The sequence below is a fragment of the Streptomyces sp. NH27 genome (genome assembly GCF_056859195.1).
This window is the reverse complement of sequence record NZ_JACEGK010000098.1, coordinates 1-17,770: the sequence shown is the minus strand read 5'-3', so window position 1 is coordinate 17,770 and position 17,770 is coordinate 1. Positions and strand designations below refer to the sequence as shown.

16 protein-coding genes and 1 pseudogene are annotated in these 17,770 nt (G+C 74.2%); 11 read left to right on the top strand and 6 right to left on the bottom strand.

Annotated features, from left to right (window positions below; translation table 11 throughout):
• From AC13HU_RS11080 to AC13HU_RS11050, 7 genes and pseudogenes are all read left to right on the top strand, one after another.
• Positions 1 to 1,117, top strand: a 1,117-nt coding sequence (locus AC13HU_RS11080; protein WP_483041627.1) for a sugar transferase, incomplete at its 5' end; no start/stop codon positions are given.
• Positions 1,118 to 1,188: 71 nt separating this feature from the next.
• Entirely contained in the window at positions 1,189 to 2,511 is a 1,323-nt protein-coding gene (locus AC13HU_RS11075; protein WP_483041626.1) for an O-antigen ligase family protein, read from the top strand.
• A 248-nt stretch (positions 2,512 to 2,759) separates the two neighbouring features.
• The gene (locus AC13HU_RS11070) at positions 2,760 to 4,373 is read left to right on the top strand and encodes a lipid II flippase MurJ (RefSeq protein ID WP_483041625.1); all 1,614 of its coding nucleotides are present in this window, start codon (positions 2,760 to 2,762) and stop codon (positions 4,371 to 4,373) included.
• Complete coding sequence (locus AC13HU_RS11065) at positions 4,370 to 5,152, top strand: polysaccharide deacetylase family protein (protein ID WP_483041624.1); 783 nt, start codon at positions 4,370 to 4,372, stop codon at positions 5,150 to 5,152. Before AC13HU_RS11070 ends, AC13HU_RS11065 begins: the two co-directional genes overlap by 4 nt.
• Positions 5,149 to 6,219 (top strand): annotated as a pseudogene (locus AC13HU_RS11060) (glycosyltransferase); the annotation flags it as partial. The gene AC13HU_RS11065 and the pseudogene AC13HU_RS11060, both read left to right, overlap by 4 nt.
• A gap of 251 nt (positions 6,220 to 6,470) precedes the next feature.
• The gene (locus AC13HU_RS11055; protein ID WP_483041623.1) at positions 6,471 to 7,175 is read left to right on the top strand and encodes a YveK family protein; all 705 of its coding nucleotides are present in this window, start codon (positions 6,471 to 6,473) and stop codon (positions 7,173 to 7,175) included.
• A 2-nt stretch (positions 7,176 to 7,177) separates the two neighbouring features.
• The gene (locus AC13HU_RS11050; RefSeq protein WP_483041622.1) at positions 7,178 to 8,497 is read left to right on the top strand and encodes a GNAT family N-acetyltransferase; all 1,320 of its coding nucleotides are present in this window, start codon (positions 7,178 to 7,180) and stop codon (positions 8,495 to 8,497) included.
• 17 nt (positions 8,498 to 8,514) lie between these two features.
• Here AC13HU_RS11050 and AC13HU_RS11045 read toward each other — a convergent pair whose 3' ends face one another.
• Positions 8,515 to 9,879: a glycoside hydrolase family 26 protein gene (locus tag AC13HU_RS11045; protein ID WP_483041621.1), complete on the bottom strand. Its 1,365-nt coding sequence runs from the start codon at positions 9,877 to 9,879 to the stop codon at positions 8,515 to 8,517.
• Between the two features lie 330 nt (positions 9,880 to 10,209).
• Between AC13HU_RS11045 and AC13HU_RS11040 the strand changes: the two genes are divergently transcribed.
• Both AC13HU_RS11040 and AC13HU_RS11035 read left to right on the top strand, forming a co-directional pair.
• Positions 10,210 to 10,662: a tyrosinase family oxidase copper chaperone gene (locus tag AC13HU_RS11040; protein WP_483041620.1), complete on the top strand. Its 453-nt coding sequence runs from the start codon at positions 10,210 to 10,212 to the stop codon at positions 10,660 to 10,662.
• Positions 10,663 to 10,689: 27 nt separating this feature from the next.
• A complete protein-coding gene (locus tag AC13HU_RS11035; RefSeq protein WP_483041619.1) occupies positions 10,690 to 11,559 on the top strand; it encodes a tyrosinase family protein in 870 nt (289 codons plus the stop codon).
• Positions 11,560 to 11,658: 99 nt separating this feature from the next.
• Here the strand turns inward: AC13HU_RS11035 and AC13HU_RS11030 are convergent, their stop codons facing one another.
• Positions 11,659 to 11,949: a chaplin gene (locus AC13HU_RS11030; RefSeq protein WP_483041618.1), complete on the bottom strand. Its 291-nt coding sequence runs from the start codon at positions 11,947 to 11,949 to the stop codon at positions 11,659 to 11,661.
• Positions 11,950 to 12,477: 528 nt separating this feature from the next.
• Between AC13HU_RS11030 and AC13HU_RS11025 the strand changes: the two genes are divergently transcribed.
• Entirely contained in the window at positions 12,478 to 12,978 is a 501-nt protein-coding gene (locus tag AC13HU_RS11025; protein WP_483041617.1) for a DUF5949 family protein, read from the top strand.
• A gap of 191 nt (positions 12,979 to 13,169) precedes the next feature.
• On the opposite strand, the gene AC13HU_RS11020 is transcribed toward AC13HU_RS11025, so the two are convergent.
• Positions 13,170 to 13,436, bottom strand: a complete 267-nt coding sequence (locus AC13HU_RS11020) for a hypothetical protein (protein ID WP_483041616.1) — start codon at positions 13,434 to 13,436, stop codon at positions 13,170 to 13,172.
• A 306-nt stretch (positions 13,437 to 13,742) separates the two neighbouring features.
• Here AC13HU_RS11020 and AC13HU_RS11015 point away from each other — a divergent pair, with 306 nt between their 5' ends.
• A complete protein-coding gene (locus tag AC13HU_RS11015) occupies positions 13,743 to 14,768 on the top strand; it encodes a TolB-like translocation protein (RefSeq protein WP_483041615.1) in 1,026 nt (341 codons plus the stop codon).
• Positions 14,769 to 14,780: 12 nt separating this feature from the next.
• Here AC13HU_RS11015 and AC13HU_RS11010 read toward each other — a convergent pair whose 3' ends face one another.
• The 3 genes from AC13HU_RS11010 to AC13HU_RS11000 form a co-directional block, all read right to left on the bottom strand.
• Positions 14,781 to 15,386, bottom strand: coding sequence for a hypothetical protein (locus AC13HU_RS11010; protein WP_483041614.1), 606 nt, complete (start codon positions 15,384 to 15,386; stop codon positions 14,781 to 14,783).
• Positions 15,387 to 15,440: 54 nt separating this feature from the next.
• Positions 15,441 to 15,863, bottom strand: coding sequence for a DnaJ family domain-containing protein (locus AC13HU_RS11005; RefSeq protein ID WP_483041613.1), 423 nt, complete (start codon positions 15,861 to 15,863; stop codon positions 15,441 to 15,443).
• A 117-nt stretch (positions 15,864 to 15,980) separates the two neighbouring features.
• Positions 15,981 to 17,714 carry a SpoIIE family protein phosphatase gene (locus AC13HU_RS11000; protein WP_483041612.1) on the bottom strand — a complete coding sequence of 578 codons (1,734 nt, stop codon included), beginning with the start codon at positions 17,712 to 17,714 and terminating at the stop codon, positions 15,981 to 15,983.
• Positions 17,715 to 17,770 lie beyond the last annotated feature (56 nt).

Sequence of the window (17,770 nt, the reverse complement as noted above, 5' to 3'; positions counted from 1 at the left end):
GCGCACCCACCCCGAGTACGGCCTCGCCCCGGTGGCCATCGCCACCCCGACGGCCGCCGACGGGCCAGGCGAACACGACCTCGCCACCGCCGCGTTCGCCGCCCTCGCCTCCGAACATGCCCTGGAAGCAAGTGCGTTCATCCCGCCCGGAGAGCGCGCGGACTTCGCCCCGCACCACCCGGGCTCGCCCGCGCCAAGGCAGCCCCACGACCAGTTCGCCACCCAAGTCGCCGCCCAGGTCACACCCGATGCCGCCGCGGCCGGTACCGACCTCGCGTCGATCCCCCGCCTCGCCGTGACCGCCGCCGCGGACATCACCCGCGTCGCCGTGCGCGACGCGGTGCGGCACGTCGTGGTGGTCGGGCCGACCGGGACGTCCACGGCGGCGGCCGTGGAGCTGCTGGCCGCGCGGGGCTGCCGGATCTGGCAGGCCGACCCGGCCGGACCGCGCTCCGACGGCGGCCCAACCGGGACCGGATCGACCGAGCCGGCGCACCTGTGGGGCTACGCCTACCGTCCGTTCACCGGCCGGCCACGGCAACGGCCTTACGGCAAGCGGACGCTGGACATCGTGCTCGCCGGGCTCGCGCTGACCGCGGCGGCCCCGGTGCTGGCCGGGTGCGCGCTGGCCGTGCGCCTCGCCGACGGGCCGGGCGTGCTGTTCCGGCAGGAGCGGATCGGCCTGGGCGGGCGGCCGTTCACCCTGCTGAAGTTCCGCACGCTGCGCCCCGCCGACGACCACGAGTCCGCGACCCTGTGGAGCGTGGCCAACGACAGCCGCACCAGCACCGTCGGCCGGTTGCTGCGCCGCACCTCGCTGGACGAACTCCCGCAGCTGTGGAACGTGTTGCGGGGCGACATGAGCATGGTCGGCCCGCGCCCCGAACGCCCCTTCTACGTGCAGAAGTTCAGCGCGGAACTGCCCGGCTACCAGGACCGGCACCGGATGCCCGCCGGGATCACCGGCCTCGCCCAGGTGAACGGCCTGCGCGGCGACACCTCGATCCCGGACCGGGCCAGGTTCGACAACCACTACATCGAGAGCTGGTCGTTGTGGCAGGACGTCGCGATCCTCGTACGCACCGCGACCTCGCTCTTCCGGCTCGGCGGTAGCTGATGACCCTGACCCTCGCGCCGTCCGGCCGCACCCGCCGTACCGGCCCTGCCGATAACCACGACACAAGGTACTTGACGCTGCGTCAGCTCACCTCGTACGCCCACCTGCTGCCCGCGCTCGCCACCATCGCGCTGCTGGCCGCACCCGTCGCCCCGGGCAACGTCAGCACCTCCGGCAAGGTCACCCCGGCCGACGCGGCCTCCGCAGTGCTCGTACTCGCCTGCGCCGTACGCCTGTTGCGCGACCGGCGGCGGCTGCTCAGCCCGGCCGCGGCGATCGTCCTCGGCGCCCCCGTCGTCGGCTTCGCGGTCGCCGCGATCACCTCGCCCGACCCCGGCGCCGGGGTGACCGGATTCGTGCGCTACGCCCAGGTGTTCGTGCTCGTGCCGGCCGCGCTCGTCCTCCTGCTGCGCGACCGGCGCGACTTCGCCGTGGTCGCGGGCGCGGTGGTCGCCCTCGCCCTGGTCCAGGGCGGGGTCGGTGTGTGGCAGTACGCCACCGCGACCGGCGCCTCGTACCAGGGCGAAGACGTCCGCGCGGTCGGCACGTTCGGGCCCTCCGACATCATGGGGATGGCCACCGTCGTCGCGTACGGCCTGGTCATCTCGGTCGGCTACGCCCTCGCGCCCGGCCGCCGCGCGGTCCGCACCGGGGCGGCGGTGTGCGCGGCCCTCCTCCTGGTGCCGCTCACCGTCTCCTTCAGCCGCGGCACATGGATCGCCACCGCGCTCGCGCTCGCCGCGATGACCCTGCTCGCCGGGTGGCGCCAGGCCGTACGCGTCTTCGGGGTGCTCGCCGCCTGCGCGGTGCTGCTGGTCGGCGGGATCGGCGTCGGCTCCGAGATGATCACCCAGCGGCTCGCCAGCATCACCCAGGTCACCGACGCGCCCGACCAGTCCGTGACCGACCGCTACACCCTCTGGTCGGCCGCGCTGTCCATGTGGCGCGAGCACCCCGCCACCGGCGTCGGCCTCAAGCGCTTCCCCGACGAGCGCGACTCCCACGCCTCCCTCGCGCTCGACTCCGGCAGCGACACCGCCGGCGCCGGCCAGACCTTCACCCGCGAGCCCCTGCTCTCCCCGCACAACATGTACCTGCTCGCCCTCTCCGAACAGGGCCTGCTCGGCTGCGGCCTGCTCACCGGCTCCTGGGCGGCCCTCCTCGCCGCCGGCGCCGCCCGCCTCCACCGCGCCCGGCGCACCTTCCGCGACCGCGGCACCTTCCGCGCCCGCACCGCCATCGCACCCGGCCTCGCCGCCGTCGGCCTCCTCCTCTGGCAGGCCGTCGACTTCCTCTACGCCGACATCGGCGGCCCCTCCACCCCCCTCACCGCGATCCTCCTCGGCCTCACCGCCTGGTGGTCCCTCAACTCCACGGACGAGCCGATCCGATGAGAGGCACAGGGTTCCCGATGTCCGCGGACGACGGCGTGCCACGAGGAGGCGACGGGCGTCAGCCCGAACAACGGGCGCCGGGGGCACCGCCCAGGCGCAGCTTTGGGGGTGGGGGTACCCCCGGTGACGCCAGGGGGAGAACCGCGCGAAACGCCACGGCGGCGCAGCACCCACCAGCCGACCAGACCCCCCAGGACATCTGGACCCACCCGGCCGACGAACCCCACATCCCTTGCCCGCCGACCGTATTGACGTACGCCGACACCGAACCCCCGGACGTCTGGGCGCCCCTGCCCGAGCCGATCGACGTACCGCCGCCCCGTCCGCGCGACACGGACGCCGTCCGGGAGCCCTCCTCCCGGATGGCCCACGCCGCCGCGGCCACCGCGGGGCTCAGCATCGCGGGTTCCGTCCTCGGCCTCGTCCGCGACCAGGGCATCGCCCACCTCTTCGGCGCGGGCGCGGAGAGCGACGCGTTCCTCGTCGCGTGGACGATCCCCGAGATCGCGGCGACCGTCCTGATCGAGGACGCGATGGCCCTGCTGATGGTGCCCGCGTTCAGCGCGACCCTCGCCAGGGGCGAGGGCCCGCACGCCCTGATCCGCGGCACCCTGCCGCGCCTGCTCGCCGCCCTGGCCCTGCTGACCGCGGCGCTCGCGGCGGGCGCCCCCTGGGTCGTCCACGTCCTCGCCCCCGGCATCGCCGACCCGGCCACCGCGGTGTCCTGCACCCGGCTCACCGCGCTGACCGTCCTCACTTTCGGCGTCGCCGGGTACCTCAGCGCCGCGTTGCGCGCGCACCGCCGCTTCGTCGCGCCCGCCGCGATCTACGTGGCGTACAACACCGGCATCGTCGCGGTGCTGTTCGCCCTGCACGGCAGGTTCGGCGTGCGGGCGGCCGCCGCCGGGGTCGCGGTCGGCGGCGCGCTGATGATCGCGATGCAACTGCCTTCCTTTCTGCGGGTGTTGCGGTGCACGCCGGCCGGCCCGACCAGGCCGCGTCCGGCCAACCCGCTCGGCCTGGCGCTGCTCGCGCCGGTCATCGTCTTCACCCTCAGCCGCCAGGCGCAGGTGCTGGTCGAGCGGTTCTTCGCCGCGCCACTGCCCGCAGGCGCCATCTCGCACCTCAACTATGCGGAGAAGGTTGCCCAGTTGCCGATGGCACTGTCGGTGATGATCGTGACGGTCACCTTCCCGGTGCTGTCGCGGGCACTGGCCGACGGCGACCGCGAGCAGGCCAGGCGCCGGGTCGAACGCGACCTCGCGCTCGCCTGCCTGGTGGTGCTGCTCGGCACCGCCTACGTCATCGCCTGCGCCCCGCAGATCGTCGAAGTCCTCTTCCAACGGGGCGAGTTCACCGCCGTCGACACCGCGGACACCGCCACCGTGATGCGGGTCTACGCGCTCGGCCTGCTCGGCCAGAGCCTGGTCGGGGCCCTGGTCCGGCCGTACTTCTCGGCGGCGGGGCCGACCTGGTACCCGGCCGCCGCGATGGGGCTGGGACTGCTGGTCACCGCCGCCGCGGACGCCGCCGCGGTCGGGCCGTGGGGCGCGTACGGCATCGCGGCCGGCAACGCGCTCGGCATCACCGTGACCGCCGCCCTGCTGCTGCGGGGCCTGGGCGCGCACACCGTCGCCGTCCGGGTCGCCGCCGTGGCACCCCGCATCGGGCGGATCGCGCTGGCCGCGCTGTGCGCCACCGCCGCCGGCTGGGCGCTGGCGCACCGGCTGCCGGACCCGGCGGTGGCCGTGGCCGTCTGCGCCGTGGCGGTGCCCGTGGTGTTCGCCGGCGCCGCGTTCGCCGCCCGGGTGCCCGAAATCCCCTACCTGCTCGCCACCGTCACACGGAAGGGCCGCCCATGACCGCTGACCTCCTTGCCCCCGCGGGCGTCCACGCCGGCCGCCAGGCACCCTGGACGCTGATGTACCACTCGGTGGGCGACCGCCGGGCCGGCGACCCGTATCAGGTCACGGTGACCCCGGAGCGGCTGGCCGGGCAGCTGCGCTGGCTGCGCCGGCGCGGCCTGACCGGCGTCAGCATGCGGGAGTTGCTCGCCGCCCGCGCCCGCGGCCGGGCCGGCCGGCTGGTCGGGCTGACCTTCGACGACGGGTACGCCGACTTCCTCACCGAGGCGGTGCCGCGCTTGCGCGCGCACGGCCACACCGCCACCGTGTTCGTGCTGCCCGGCCGGCTCGGCGGCACCAACGCCTGGGACCCGGACGGCCCGCGCAAGCCGCTGCTCACCGCCGACGGCATCCGCGCCGCGCATGCCGCGGGCATGGAGATCGGCTCGCACGGCCTGCTGCACCGCGACCTGACCACCCTGGACGACGCCGCGCTCGACACCGAACTGAGTCGGAGCAGAAGCCTGTTGACGGACATCACCGGCACCGTCCCGACGGGCTTCTGCCACCCCTACGGCGCGGTCGACCCGCGCACCGCGCTCGCCACCCGGCGGGCCGGATACGACTACGCCTGCGCGGTCGACCCCGGGCCGCTCGCCTGCGGCCACGCCCTGCCGCGCGCCTACGTCGGCCAGGCCGACAACTCCCCCCGGCTGCACGCCAAGCGGCTGCTGCACCGGCTGCGGCGGGCCGAGCTCGCCGCACAGCCCGCCGTGTCACAAGGAGGCCACGCATGAAGGTCCTGCACGTCATCACCGGCCTCAACGTCGGCGGCGCCGAGCAGCAACTCCGGTTGCTGCTGCGGCACCTGGACGCCAAGTGCGAGGTGGCCACGCTCACCGACCCCGGCCCGGTGGCCGACGCGATCCGCGCCGACGGCGTCCGCGTGCACGACCTGCGGATGACCGGAAACCGCGACGTCGGCGTGCTCCCCCGCCTCACCCGCTTCATCCGGGCCGGCCACTACGACGTGGTGCACACCCACCTGTACCGGGCCTGCGTCTACGGGCGGCTCGCCGCGCGGCTGGCCGGGGTGCGTACCGTCGTGGCCACCGAACACTCGCTGGGCGCCACCCAGATCGAGGGACGGCCGCTGGGCCTCGGCACCCGCACCCTGTACCGGGCCACCGAGCGGCTCGGCCACGGCACCCTCGCGGTGTCCGCGACCGTCGCGGAACGGCTGGTGTACTGGGGCGTGCCGGAGGCGCGGGTGCACCTCGCACCCAACGGCATCGAACCGGACCGCTTCCGCTTCGACCCCGAGGTGCGCGCCGAGGCCCGCACCCGGCTCCGTATCCCCACCGGCGCGTACGTGGTCGGCGGGGTGGGACGGCAGGTGCCCGGCAAGCGGTTCGACGCGCTGATCCGGGCGATCGCCGAGGTCCCGGAAGTCCACCTGCTGCTCGCCGGCGACGGTCCCGAACGGGTGCCGCTGCTACGGCTCGTGCACGACCTGAACCTCCAGCACCGGGTGCACGTCGCCGACTCCAGCGGCCCGGAAGTGCCCGGGCTGCTCGCCGCGATGGACCTGTTCGTCTCGGTCTCCGCCGAGGAGGCGTTCGGGCTCGCGGTGGTCGAGGCGCTGGCCGCCGGGCTGCCCGCGCTCTACACGGCCTGCCCCGCCGTGGAGGACGTGCCGGCCGAGGACGCGCCCGGCGCCTGCCGGATCGACCTCGGCGAACTGCCCGCCGCCCTGGCCGCGGAGCACCGCGCGGGGCCCCGCCGGCTGCCCGCCCCGGCGGCGGTCGAGCACTACCACATCGCCCGTACCGCGCAGCGCGTCATGGCGCTCTACGTGCAGGCCGGCGAGCGGCAGGGCCTGCTGCGGCGGCGGCGCGGGGCCGGCCCGACCACGACCGCGGCCGTACCGCGCCCGGCCCGGACCGCCGGGCCCCAGCCCGCGTCCCGGCCGGCAGCGCAGCCGCCGTCGCAAGCGGTCGCGCAGCCGCCCTCGCAGCCGGCCGCCCCGCCGGCATCGCGGCAGGCGCCCGGGACCGTACCCGGTGCCGCCACCGAACCCACCACCCCGACACCCGCGCAGAAGTGAGACACACCGTGAAGCACACGGACGACATCAGCGACCCGCAGGACCGCAGGCGGCGCGCGCCGCGACGCGCGGTGCCGCGCTGGCTGCCGCTGCCGCTCGGCATCGGCGTCGGCCTGCTCGGCGGCGTCGGGTACGGCCTCGCGGCCACCCCGCAGTACGCCGCGACCAGTTACGTGATGGTCGTACCGCGGCAGGGCACCGACTCGCCGACCGCGCTCGGCTTCGCCCAGGCGTACGGCCGGATCGTCACCGGTTCGACGGTTCTGGCCGGCGCGCAGGCCACCACCCACACCGGCGCCGCCGACCTCAAGAGCCATGTCCAGGCCGCGACTTCGCCCGACGCCCCGATGATCTCGATCACCGGCAGCTCGTCCAAGGCGGGCACCTCCGCCACCATCGCCAACGGCGTGGCCCGCTCGCTGGCCGCCACCGGCAACCGCGACTCGGACAGCACCGGCGTACGCCTGCTCGTCTTCGCCCCCGCCGCCGCGCCCGCCGCACCGTCCTCCCCGTCGGCGGCACTGTCCGGCGCGGTCGGCGCGAGCGCGGGCGGGCTGCTCGGCGCGCTCGTCCTCCTGGTCCGTCCCAAGCGCGAGGACGACACCGCCCGCCCGACCCGCACCCAACTCCCGGCGCCGTCCGCTTCCCCGTCCTCGTCCTCGTCCCCGTCCCCATCGTCATCCGAGCCCCGGTCCGAACGGGCGGCGGTGTGACGGTGGAAGGCCCCGACACCACGGCGTCCCCGGCAGCCGCCCGGCCGCCGCACCCCAGGAGCGCGCCGCACCGCTCCGCCGGCGCCGTACCCACGGCAGACGCGGCTGACGCGCATGACGCGGCCGGCGCCCTCGACGTACACATCTGCCGCGACCCCGACGAGTTCGCCGCGCTCGCGCCCGAGTGGACCCGGCTGCACCGCAGTTGCCCGCGATCCACGCCGTTCCAGAGCCACGCCTGGCTGCACTCCTGGTGGCTGTCGTACGGGCGGCCGGGACGGCTGCGGATCGTCCTGGTCAGGCGCCGCGGAACCGGCGGGACCGGAGCAGGCGGACCGGGTGAACCGGGCCGCGCCGGTGGCGAGTTGGTGGGCGCGGTCGCGCTGATGCGCACCTACCGCCCGCTGCCCGCGCTCGTACCGCTCGGCGGCGCCATCACCGACTACTCCGACGTGCTCATCGACCCCGACGCCGACGGCGCGGACGCCACAGCCGGCGAGAACCGCAAGGAAGCTGCCGGCGAAGGCGGTTGGCGCGGCGACCAGGTGGCCGCGGCCCTCATCCGCGGCATGCGCGGGGCCGCCCGGGGCGGGGTCGTCGACCTGCGCGAGGTACCGGCGGGCGGGGCGGCCGAGCGCGTGTACACCCTGTGGCCCGGCCCCAGGCGGCGGCTCGCCGACTCCGAGTGCCTGGAACTGCCCGGCGGCCCCATGCCCGGCCTGATCGCCCGGGTCGGCAGCTCGCGCGGCCAGCGCATCCGCGCCCACCTGCGCAAGATCGACGCCTCGGGCATCGAGGAACACGACGTGCCCGCCGCCGAAGTACCCGCCGCCATCGGCACGATACTGCTGCTGCACACCACCCAGTGGGCGGGCCGGGGTGTCACCGCCGAGCACCTGCGCCCCCGGTTCGCCGCGCACCTCGGCCGCGCCTGCGCCCTGATGACCGCGTCCGGCGAGGCCCAGCTCACCGAGTTCCGGATCGGCGGCGAGGTGGTCGCCGCGAACCTCACCGTCCTGTCACCGACCCTGGCCGGCGGCTACCTCTACGGCGCCGACTTCGCGGCCCTGCACTCGGCGAAGGTCGATCTCAACACCCTCCTGATGCGGCACGGCGCCCGCCTCACCACGGCCGCCGACCGCCCTGTCCTGAGCATGCTGCGGGGCGCCGAGCCGCACAAAGCCCACTGGCGCCCCGTCTCGACCCCCAACACCCGCCTCCTGCTGGGCACCCGCCGCGCCCTGCCGTCCCTCCTGACCCGCCAGGCGCTGACCGCGGCCCGGACCTGGCTGCGGGAGGTACGCCGCCGGCGCCGCGGTTAGGCCGCGGCCTAACCGCCTCACAACGCGCTGGTCGGCTCCGGAGACGGGGTGGTCGGGGTGATCGTTGTGGTCGGGGATGCGGCGCGGACCGCCGGCACCGACGCGCGCGGCTGGAGCCGTACACACACCTGCCCGCTCGCGTAGGACCGCTTCATCACCTCGCTGAGCGGCATCGGCACGCAGGTCTCGGCGGGCATGGACGTCGGCGCGCTGCCGGCCCCGGAGCCGGTGCCCGGGGTGTGCACCGCGGGGGCGGGGGTCGCGGTCTTCCGGCCGAAGAGCAGCGCCCGGTACACCTTCGACGCGTTGGGGTTCTGGTCGCACTGCCACACACCGTGCGGGCAGTAGTCGGTGATCGTCTGGTAGAGCGGGTGGTGGGTGATGATCCAGGTGAGCATCAGGCTCATGTAGTCGGCGTCGTCGCCGTTCCTGAACAGGCCCCACTCCGGGTAGGAGATCGCCTTCTTGTGCGCGGCGGCGAAGTCGACCTGCGCCTGAAGTCCGTACGGCTCGGTGACCTGCTCGTGGAAACTGGCGCCGGGCGGCTGGTCGTAGGAGTCCATGCCGATGATGTCGACGGTGGCGTCGCCGGGGTAGCACTTGGTCCAGGCGATCGCGTCCTGGCCGCGGTTGGGGGCGAAGTCGAAGCGGAAGTGCTGGCCGGGGACGGCGCGCATGGCGGTGACCACCCGGTTCCAGTACGCCTTCCAGCCCTCGGGGTCGGGGCCGCAGCGGTGGGTGTAGGTGGTGCCGTTCATCTCCCAGCCGAGCACGATCACGGTGTCGGGGACGCCGAGCCGCACCAGCCGCTGGGCGAGCTTGGTGAAGTGCGTGTCGAAGGCGCCGCTCGCGCCCTGCTCGATGAGGCCGCGCACCTGGGCGTCGGGGACGTGGCCCTCGTTGTCGGCCTGCATCGGCACATTGAGCACGAAGAGCCGGCCGGGTTCGGCGCGGGTCCACCGGGCCCACGGCTGGAGCAGGTCGCCGTCGCCTTCGATGCCGTCCCAGCTGTCGCCCGGCAGGTAGGTGTGGCCGACGCTCACCTGGGTGCCGCCGAGCCAGGTCTCCAGCCCGGCGAGGCTCTCGACGCCCTTGCTGCCGGAGTCGGTGAAGGCGCCCATCGGCGGCAGCCCGTCGGTCGTCCGCGCGGGCGCGCCCGGCGGGGCGGAAGGGGCGCCGGACGCCCCGTCCGTGGCGGTACCCGAGGCCGTGCCCGACGGGGGCGGCAGCGGAACCGCCAGCGGGTTGCCGTGCGCCGGCAGGCCGAGGACGCGGCCGGCGGAGTCGTCGCCGAGCGCGGTCGCCGTCACCCCGGACAGCAGTACCGCGGCCGTGACCGCCGCGACGCTCCCCCGCGCCCACCAGTGGTGTCGCTCGGCCATGACCACTCCTCGTTCGACGGCAAAGGCGCGCCGTACACGCCGCCTGACCGTCAGTCATAACGTACGAATAAATGGCGCGCGCGGATTCGGTAGCTCGGGCGCGACCGTGCCGCATACATTCGGGTGGCCATACGATCCGGCTCTCCTACCGAACTCCCTTACTCACCAAGGAATCCCTTCATCCGTCAATACCGGCCAGGGGTCACCGGCGATATCACCCGGTCGGATGAATTTCCGGATCATCGTTGCCGATCGTCGGCCGCGATCCCGGGATTCCCGGCCGCACGGGGCAAGATGAGCCGCGCCGAGAGCCGACGAGAGGAGCCGGGCATGGCGTCACGCAGGAGAGTGCTCAGGACCGGGCTGATCACCGCGGCCGCCGTGTCGGGCACCGCGGCCGGGCTGCGGCCGATGCTCGCGGCAGGGCAGCCCACCTCGCGCACCGCGGCCGCTCAGGGCGCCGGCGGGCAGGACGGGAAGGCCGGCGCGTCGGGACCGGCCGGCGACGGCGTGGACTCCCCGCTGGACGACGTGAGTTCCCCGCTGTTCGACGAGGTCTACCGCGGCCGCCGCATCCAGGGCTTCACCTCGGACGATCCCAGCGGCCTGCTGCTCCTCGTCGACGGGCGGCCACTGGGCGCCATGCGCCGGTTCGACGGCAGCTTCATCAGCATGGCCAACCACTTCCAGCCGTATCCGACGCCGCTGGCCACCGCCCGGGGCGCGGTCGACGTCATCGGGAGCGCCGAACTGGCCGACGCCGCCGCCGCGCACCATCACTGACCGACCGAGCGTCGAGAGGCCGCACCTGTGTACACCCGGATCAACCAGCGGAATCTGACCAGCGACCAGCGCTCGCGCTTCGTGCAGGCCGTACTGCAGCTCAAGCGGAACGGCGGGTACGACAAGTACGTCAAGCTGCACACCCAGTACTTCACCGCGGACGGCGAGACCGGGCAGCGGGTGGCGCACATGGCCCCGACGTTCTTCCCCTGGCACCGGCAGTTCCTGCTGGTCTTCGAGCACGAACTGCGGATGATCGACCCCGACGTCACCATCCCGTACTGGGACTGGACCGCCGACCGCTCCGAGACGTCGGCGCTGTGGGACGCGGACTTCATGGGTGGCAACGGCCGCTCCAGTGACGGCCAGGTGATGACCGGCCCGTTCGCGTACCAGGGCGGCAACTGGCCGATCAACTACGGCGTCACACGGGAGAAGTACCTCACCCGCAACTGGGGCCGCCCGGACCGCCCGATCGTGCTGCCGACCGCCGCCGAGGTGAACGACGCGTTGAAGATCGCGACCTACGACACCGCGCCGTGGAACTCCGCGCCGAGCACGCAGGGGCTGCGCAACAAGATGGAGGGGTGGACCGTCAGCGACGCCAAGGGCGGCTACCTGCACAACCGGGTGCACCAGTGGGTCGGCGGCCACATGATCGGCGGGTCCTCGCCGAACGACCCGGTCTTCTGGCTGCACCACGCCTTCATCGACCTGATCTGGATCCGCTGGCAGCGGCTGCACCCGAAGTCCGGCTTCCTCCCGGCCAAGCCCCTCAGCGCCGGCGACCCCGAACACGGCCGCGTCATCAGCCTCACCGAGCCGATGCCCCCGTTCAACGTGAAGCCGTCGGCGGTACTGGACCACCGCAAGTACTACACGTACGAAGAGGGCTGACGCAGTGGGCGGCCGGGGCCCCTCGCGGAAGAGCCGGCCAACGCGTACGGCCCCCGCCTCGTGCGGCTGAGGTGGGGGCCGTAGGGCGGTGCGAGGAATTCAGTACTGGGCGCCGCTGCCGCTGCTGTCCCAGTCGCTGCCACCGTGCGAGGAGCTGTTCGCGCACTGGTTGCCGAACGTCGGGTTGAGCAGGCCGATGACGTCGATGGTGTTGCCGCACACGTTCACCGGAACGTGCACGGGCACCTGGACGACGTTGCCGGACACGACACCCGGCGAACCGACCGCAGCGGCTCCGGCACCGGCGTCGGCCGAAGCCACACCCGCACCGGCGGCCAGCGCGGCACCTGCGGCAGCGGTGAGGGCCGCGGCCTTTGCGATACGCGACATCAAGATCTCCCTGAGACGTCATATGAGATGAGAATTGCCGCAAGCTGCGGCTTTTGACGCCTTGGGCAACGGCTCGGACCGGGAATGGTCACGCAGGTTGAGCCGAATCGGTGATGACCCCATGCGGTTACGGCAGGACCTGCGCGGGAATTGGGGTGCGCGGCGCGCTTGGCAGCGTACGCGGCTCGCGCAACGGGATGCACGGCGCGCGTAATACGCCGGGGAGGTGAATCGGCGCGGGGGCGGGCACACACGCGGCCCGCGAACCGTTCCTTCCGATGAGGAAAGCGGCACCTGCTCCCGCAACCGATGGGCCCCGGCGGGCCCGGGGCCCCGACCTGACACCGGCGCAAGTCGACTACGGCTGCGCGGGGTTCGGCGATTCGCCGGCCGCCCGCCCGGGATACTCCGTTGGGGTGCGGGCCCGGGGCGAACAGCTCCACGAACGGGCGAATCCTGTGCCCGGGTGTCGCCCGATGAGGTGACATCGGCGGGGTGCGGGGCCGGTAGCCCGTTAGGGTCCGGCGCATGAGCCAGACCGATACCGCCCCCGCGTCGTCACTCCAGAGCAGGCTGGGCACCCTCGTGGTGATCCCGTGGGCCGGCATCCATGAGGACGGCGAGGACACCCCGTTCCTGCTGGCCTACTCCCTCGGCGACGGGGTGGACGGCCCGGCGGCCGGGCAGGAGGCGGTGCTCGAGGCGGCGAAGGAGATCGGGCTGCCGGTGGGCGGCGCGGTCCTGGACATCGCGCAGGCCCCGAAGGCGAACGTGCGGCTCCTCGTGGAGGGTGGCAAGGCGGTCCTGACGATGCCTTACCTGAAGGTGACCTGTCCGGTGCCGGACCAGTGGACGGCCGCGGCCCGCGCCCGCGAGTCGGTCTACGCCATCCTGGCCAGCCGCCCGTGGCCCGAGGCAGTACCGGGCACCGAGGTCACCGAGGAGGCGCTGCGCGCGTTCGCCGCCGACGAGGAGGTGCTGGGCACCGCGGCCCACTTCACGGTCCCGGTCGGCAGTCTGCGCGGCTGACCCGTACCCGCCGCGCCGCCCGCGTGACCGCGGTGCCCGGGACCGCGTGGCCTCGGCGCGACCGGCGCCGATCCGTGCGACGCCAACGCAAAGGGGCGCTCCTCCAGCCGGAGGGGCGCCCCTTTCCTCGCCGGTCACGCGAGGCTCGCGGTGGGGTGGCGGTGCCGCGCGGGCACCGATGCGGGCGACGGTCAGCCGTTGACCAGTTCGTTGCCCGCGCTCACCGCGTCGGACCCGGCCTTGACGGCCTTATGCACGGCGTCGACCTTCGGGCCGACCCCGGACTGCTGGACCACCCCGGAGGCGACGCTGCCGGCCTGCACTCCGGCGTCGGAGGCGGTCACCGCGGTGCTCGCGAGGGCGGAACTGAGGTCGGCGGCCTGCACGGCGGGCGCTGCTGCGGCGGCGAGCACGAAGGAGCCGGCCGCGGCGGTGGTGAGGATGCGGAATACGTTCATGCTCGGTACAACGTCCGAGCCCGCCCGCAGGGCACGCCCGGGGCGCCGAGCGTCAGCCCTCGTCCACGGCGTTCACCCGCTCAGGTGGAGCAGCGCACCCGTCCGGGCGCATGCGACCGCGCGACCGCCGACGGTGAAAACGGAGGGGCCGTAGCGACACGGGAGACGGGCGGGGCACGGCGCGCGGCGGTGTTGCCGGGCCGTGACAACTACCGCACAGCGCGGCGATGTCGGCTTGGCACGCTGCCCTCACAGCGGTTCGCACCACCATCGCCGCACCGTCTCATCGTTCATGGGGGAACCGAGATGCCCGCGCCCAGTCGCCGCAGCCGCGGCCACAACCGCAGCACCGCCGCCGCCATCGCCCTGACCGCGGGCCTCACCGCGGGCGCCGCCCTGCTGCTGACGGGCTGCGGACCGGACGACCCCACCGCGGACAGCACCACCCCGCCCGCGACCACCGGAGGCACCGGGAACCCGACCGTCACCGCGAAGCCGGTCACCTCCGACTCGCCGCTCAACGGCACCGCGCACAACGGCCTGACGATCAGCGACGGCACCCGCTACGTCGTCATGAACGGCACCCGCGTCGACTTCGGCACCCTGGTCCGCGACCTCGCCTGGTCCCCGGACGGCGGCCGGGCCGCGTTCGTGGACGGCGACGGCGACCTCGCGGTGAGCAACCCCGACGGCACCGGCCGGGTGATCGCGGCGAAGAACCCCGGCGGCCAGACCTGGTCGCACCCGACCTGGCAGACCCGCAAGGCGGACCCTTCCGACGGCATGCCCGCGCTGGACAACCTGATATTCGCCGTGCGGTCGGGCGGCACCACGAAGCTGGAGAGCATCCCCGCCACCGGCGGCACCCCGCGGCCGGTCAGCCTCGACCAGCTGCCCGCCGAGCACCCCGACCCGCTGCCGGCCACCGGCAACCTCTGGCCCGATGCCGGCCCGGCCGGCGCCGCGGTCTACGCCAACTCCGACACCGGCAAGGTCTACATCCGCGACGACAACCTCCGGCCGCAGAGCTCGGCGCTCACCACCGGCTCCGAGCCGGCGATGTCCCAGGGCGACGACGAGGCCATCACCTTCGTCCGCTCCGTGGACGGCCACGACCACCTGTTCCTGGAGGAGTCCACGAACAGCGTTCCGGCGTACAAGGACCTCACCCCGAACGCCACCACGGACTACACCGAGCCGGCGTTCTCGCCCACCGGCGGCCTGATCGCCGCCCGCACCCCGGACGGCATCGTCGAGATCCACGCCGACGGCTCCGGCGCCCCGGTGAAGGTCTCCGACTACAAGGGACTGCCGGCCTTCCGGAACTCCTAGGGTCCGCAACTCCTAATCGGGCGAGCCCGGTTCGTCCCGAAGCTCGGCCCCCAGTTCGGCCCGCAGTTCGGCCAGGTGGGTGTCGGCCGTCTCGTGCGGCAGGAACTCCACCACGTCCAGGAAGCGGAACAGCGTCCGGGTCCCGGTGACCGCGAACTCGTACTCCGCGAAGCCGACCACCGCGCCCGACACCCCGCGCAGCGCGCCCCGTACGACATGCGCCGTCATGCCGTCGGGGCGCTCGGCGTCCGTGCCGCGGCGGGCGTTGGGGCGGGCCAGGTAGGGGCAGACCATCGAGGCGTAGAGCATGCACGCCCGGTGCCCGGGGCCCTCGGTGGTCGGCGCGAGGTTGCGGTACGGGCGGCCGGCCGTGCGTGCGTCGGCGATCGCCTCGGCCTCGGCGGCGCCCACCACCCGCCATACAGGGCCGCGCGGCATCCGGGTGCCGCACACCGAACACAGCCGCTGCCGGGCGCAGTCGGCGCTGCGCTCGTGGTCGGTGAGCGCGAACTGCGGCTGCTCGTCCTGCCACGGGGTGATCGCGGGCACGGGATAGCCGCGGTCGTCCCGTGGCCTGGCCTCGACGGGCGGCGGTTTGGGTACCGCGTCGAATCGCACGGGCCATGCCTATCAGGGTCGAACGGGCGGCCGGAACACCCCGGTCCGCCGGGCTCAGCCCGCGGGCCCCCGCCCGTCGCCCGTACGGCCCTCGCGCCATTCCGCCACCACCTGCTCGATGTCGAACGGGCGCAGGTTCAGCGGCGGGCCCTGCGGCGGTCGGCGGATCGCGGCTTCGATCTTCTCGTTGATCGCCGTGACGATCTGCCGCACCCGCCGCTCGGAGCGGGCCTCGGCGACGGCGGCGACCGCGTCCTCGGCCTCCTTGCGCAGCACCAGCGACGGCGGCAGGAAGGACAGCCCCTCGCGCTGCATCTTGCCCTTGACCCACCACAGTTCGTCGTAGGGGGTGTTCAGCGAGGCGAGCGGCTTTCCGCGGCCGGGCAGGTTCGCGAAGTCTCCGCGTTCCTCCGCCTCACGGATCTGCCGGTCTGCCCAGGTTTCGAAGGAGACTCCTGGCGGCTTGCGTTCGGTCATGCGGTCACTCCTCGATACGCCTCGACTCGGGGTCGCCGGGCACCAGCGGCGCGCACCTTCGAGGCTAACAAGTCCACCCGGCCGCGCGGTAAGGGGTGGGTTCCAGGCATACGGGCCCTACGACCTCGCCGTCCTCGGCCCGTGCCCCGGCACCGCCCGCGCGGCCAGCAGCGCCACGTCGTCCTCGGCCACGGCCGGCGCGAGCCGGTGCACCACCTGCGCCAGCAACGCGTCCAACGACCCTCCCCCTGCCCGCGACGGCGAGACCCCCACACGCGGCAGCCGCAACCCCGCCAGCCGGGCGAGCGACACGTCGATGTCCTCGCCGCGCCGCTCCACCAGCCCGTCGGTGTACAGCAGAAGCGTGTGCCCGGGCGGCCAGGGCGCGTACACCGTGTCGTACTCCCCGCCGAGGTCCGCGCCCAGCGGCGGGCCGGGGGGCACGTCGAGCAGCGTCACACCGCCGTCGGGGGCGACCATGGCGGGCGGCAGGTGGCCGGCGCTGGAGAACCACACGGCGCCGCGCAGCGGGTCGGCGATCCCCAGCAGGCAGGTCGCGGGCCGCTCCGCGCCCCCGGCCGCCAGCAGCCGGTCGATCCGGCGCAGCACCCGGTCCGGGGCGTCCCCCTCGCCGGCGCCGACCCGCAACATGGACCGGTAATGGCTCATCTCGACCGCCGCGCCGACCCCGTGGCCCATCACGTCGCCCATCGCCAGCAGCGTGAGCCCGCCGGGCAGCGCCAGCGTGTCGAACCAGTCGCCGCCGACAAGGTCGTTGGCGCCCGCCGGAAGGTAGCGGGTGGCGACGTCGACCCGCGGGTTCGGGGTGCCGGGCGTGGCCAGCAGCGCGCGCTGCAACTCCACCGCGATGCCGTGTTCCCGGGTGTAGCGGCGGGCGTTGTCCAGGCTGATCGCGGCCCGCTCGGCGAGCGCGCGGGCGACGGCCACGTCCTCGTCGTCGAAGCCGGGCGAGGACCCGGCCCTGATCATCGTCACCGTGCCGATCTGCTGGCCGCGCGCGGCGAGCGGCACGATCAGGCCGGAGTGGATACCCGCCGCACGGTAGGCCGCCGCCCGCTCGGCGTTGGGTGCGGACCGGCTCAACTCGTCGTCGGGCAGCAGGTTCATCACGATCGGCCGGCCCGTCTCCAGGCAGCGCGGGATCGCCGAGCCCGGCTGGTAGTCGACGTACTCGCCGGCCGCGCCGAAACCCGGCACCGCGTCGCGCAGCGCGGGGCGGGCGCTCATCGCGGACCGGCGCAGCCGGATCGTGCCGTCGGGCGGTGGCCGCCGGCCGTCGCGGGCCCCGCTCGACAGCACCTCCACGGTCGCGGTGTCCGCCAGCACCTCCACCAGCAGGTCCGCCAACGCCTGGCAGGTCTGCTCCATCTCCAGCGTGGAGCCGATCCGCATCGCCGCCGCGTCCAGTACGAGCAGCCGTTCCCTGGCCCGTTCCAGCTCCTGCCGCGTCTCCTGGTCCGCGCTGACCTCCAGCAGCACCAGGCCCACGCCCAGCACCCGCCCGCCGTCCGCGACCCGGTGGCAACTGCCGCGCCAGTGCCGCCGGGCGTGCGCGGAGTCCGCCCTGGTCTGCCCGCTGGAGGCCAGCTCGCGCGGTCGGCCGTCCGCCAGCACCGCGCGCATCATCCCCTCGTCGAAGTCGACCCCGGGCACCACATCGGCGATCCGCCGCCCGATGTGCGCGTCGACGTCGACCCCGTTCATCCACGCCAGCGCCGCGTTCACGTACAGGTACCGCAGGTCGGGGTCGAGCAGCGCCACCCCCGCCTGCGTGCCCTCCAGCATTTCCTGCCACACCGCGCTGCCGGGCGCCGGAACGTCGGGCTGCATCGGTGTCCCTCCTCCAGGTCGTACGTCCACCCAGCGCGCAGGTCGCGGGATCGGCG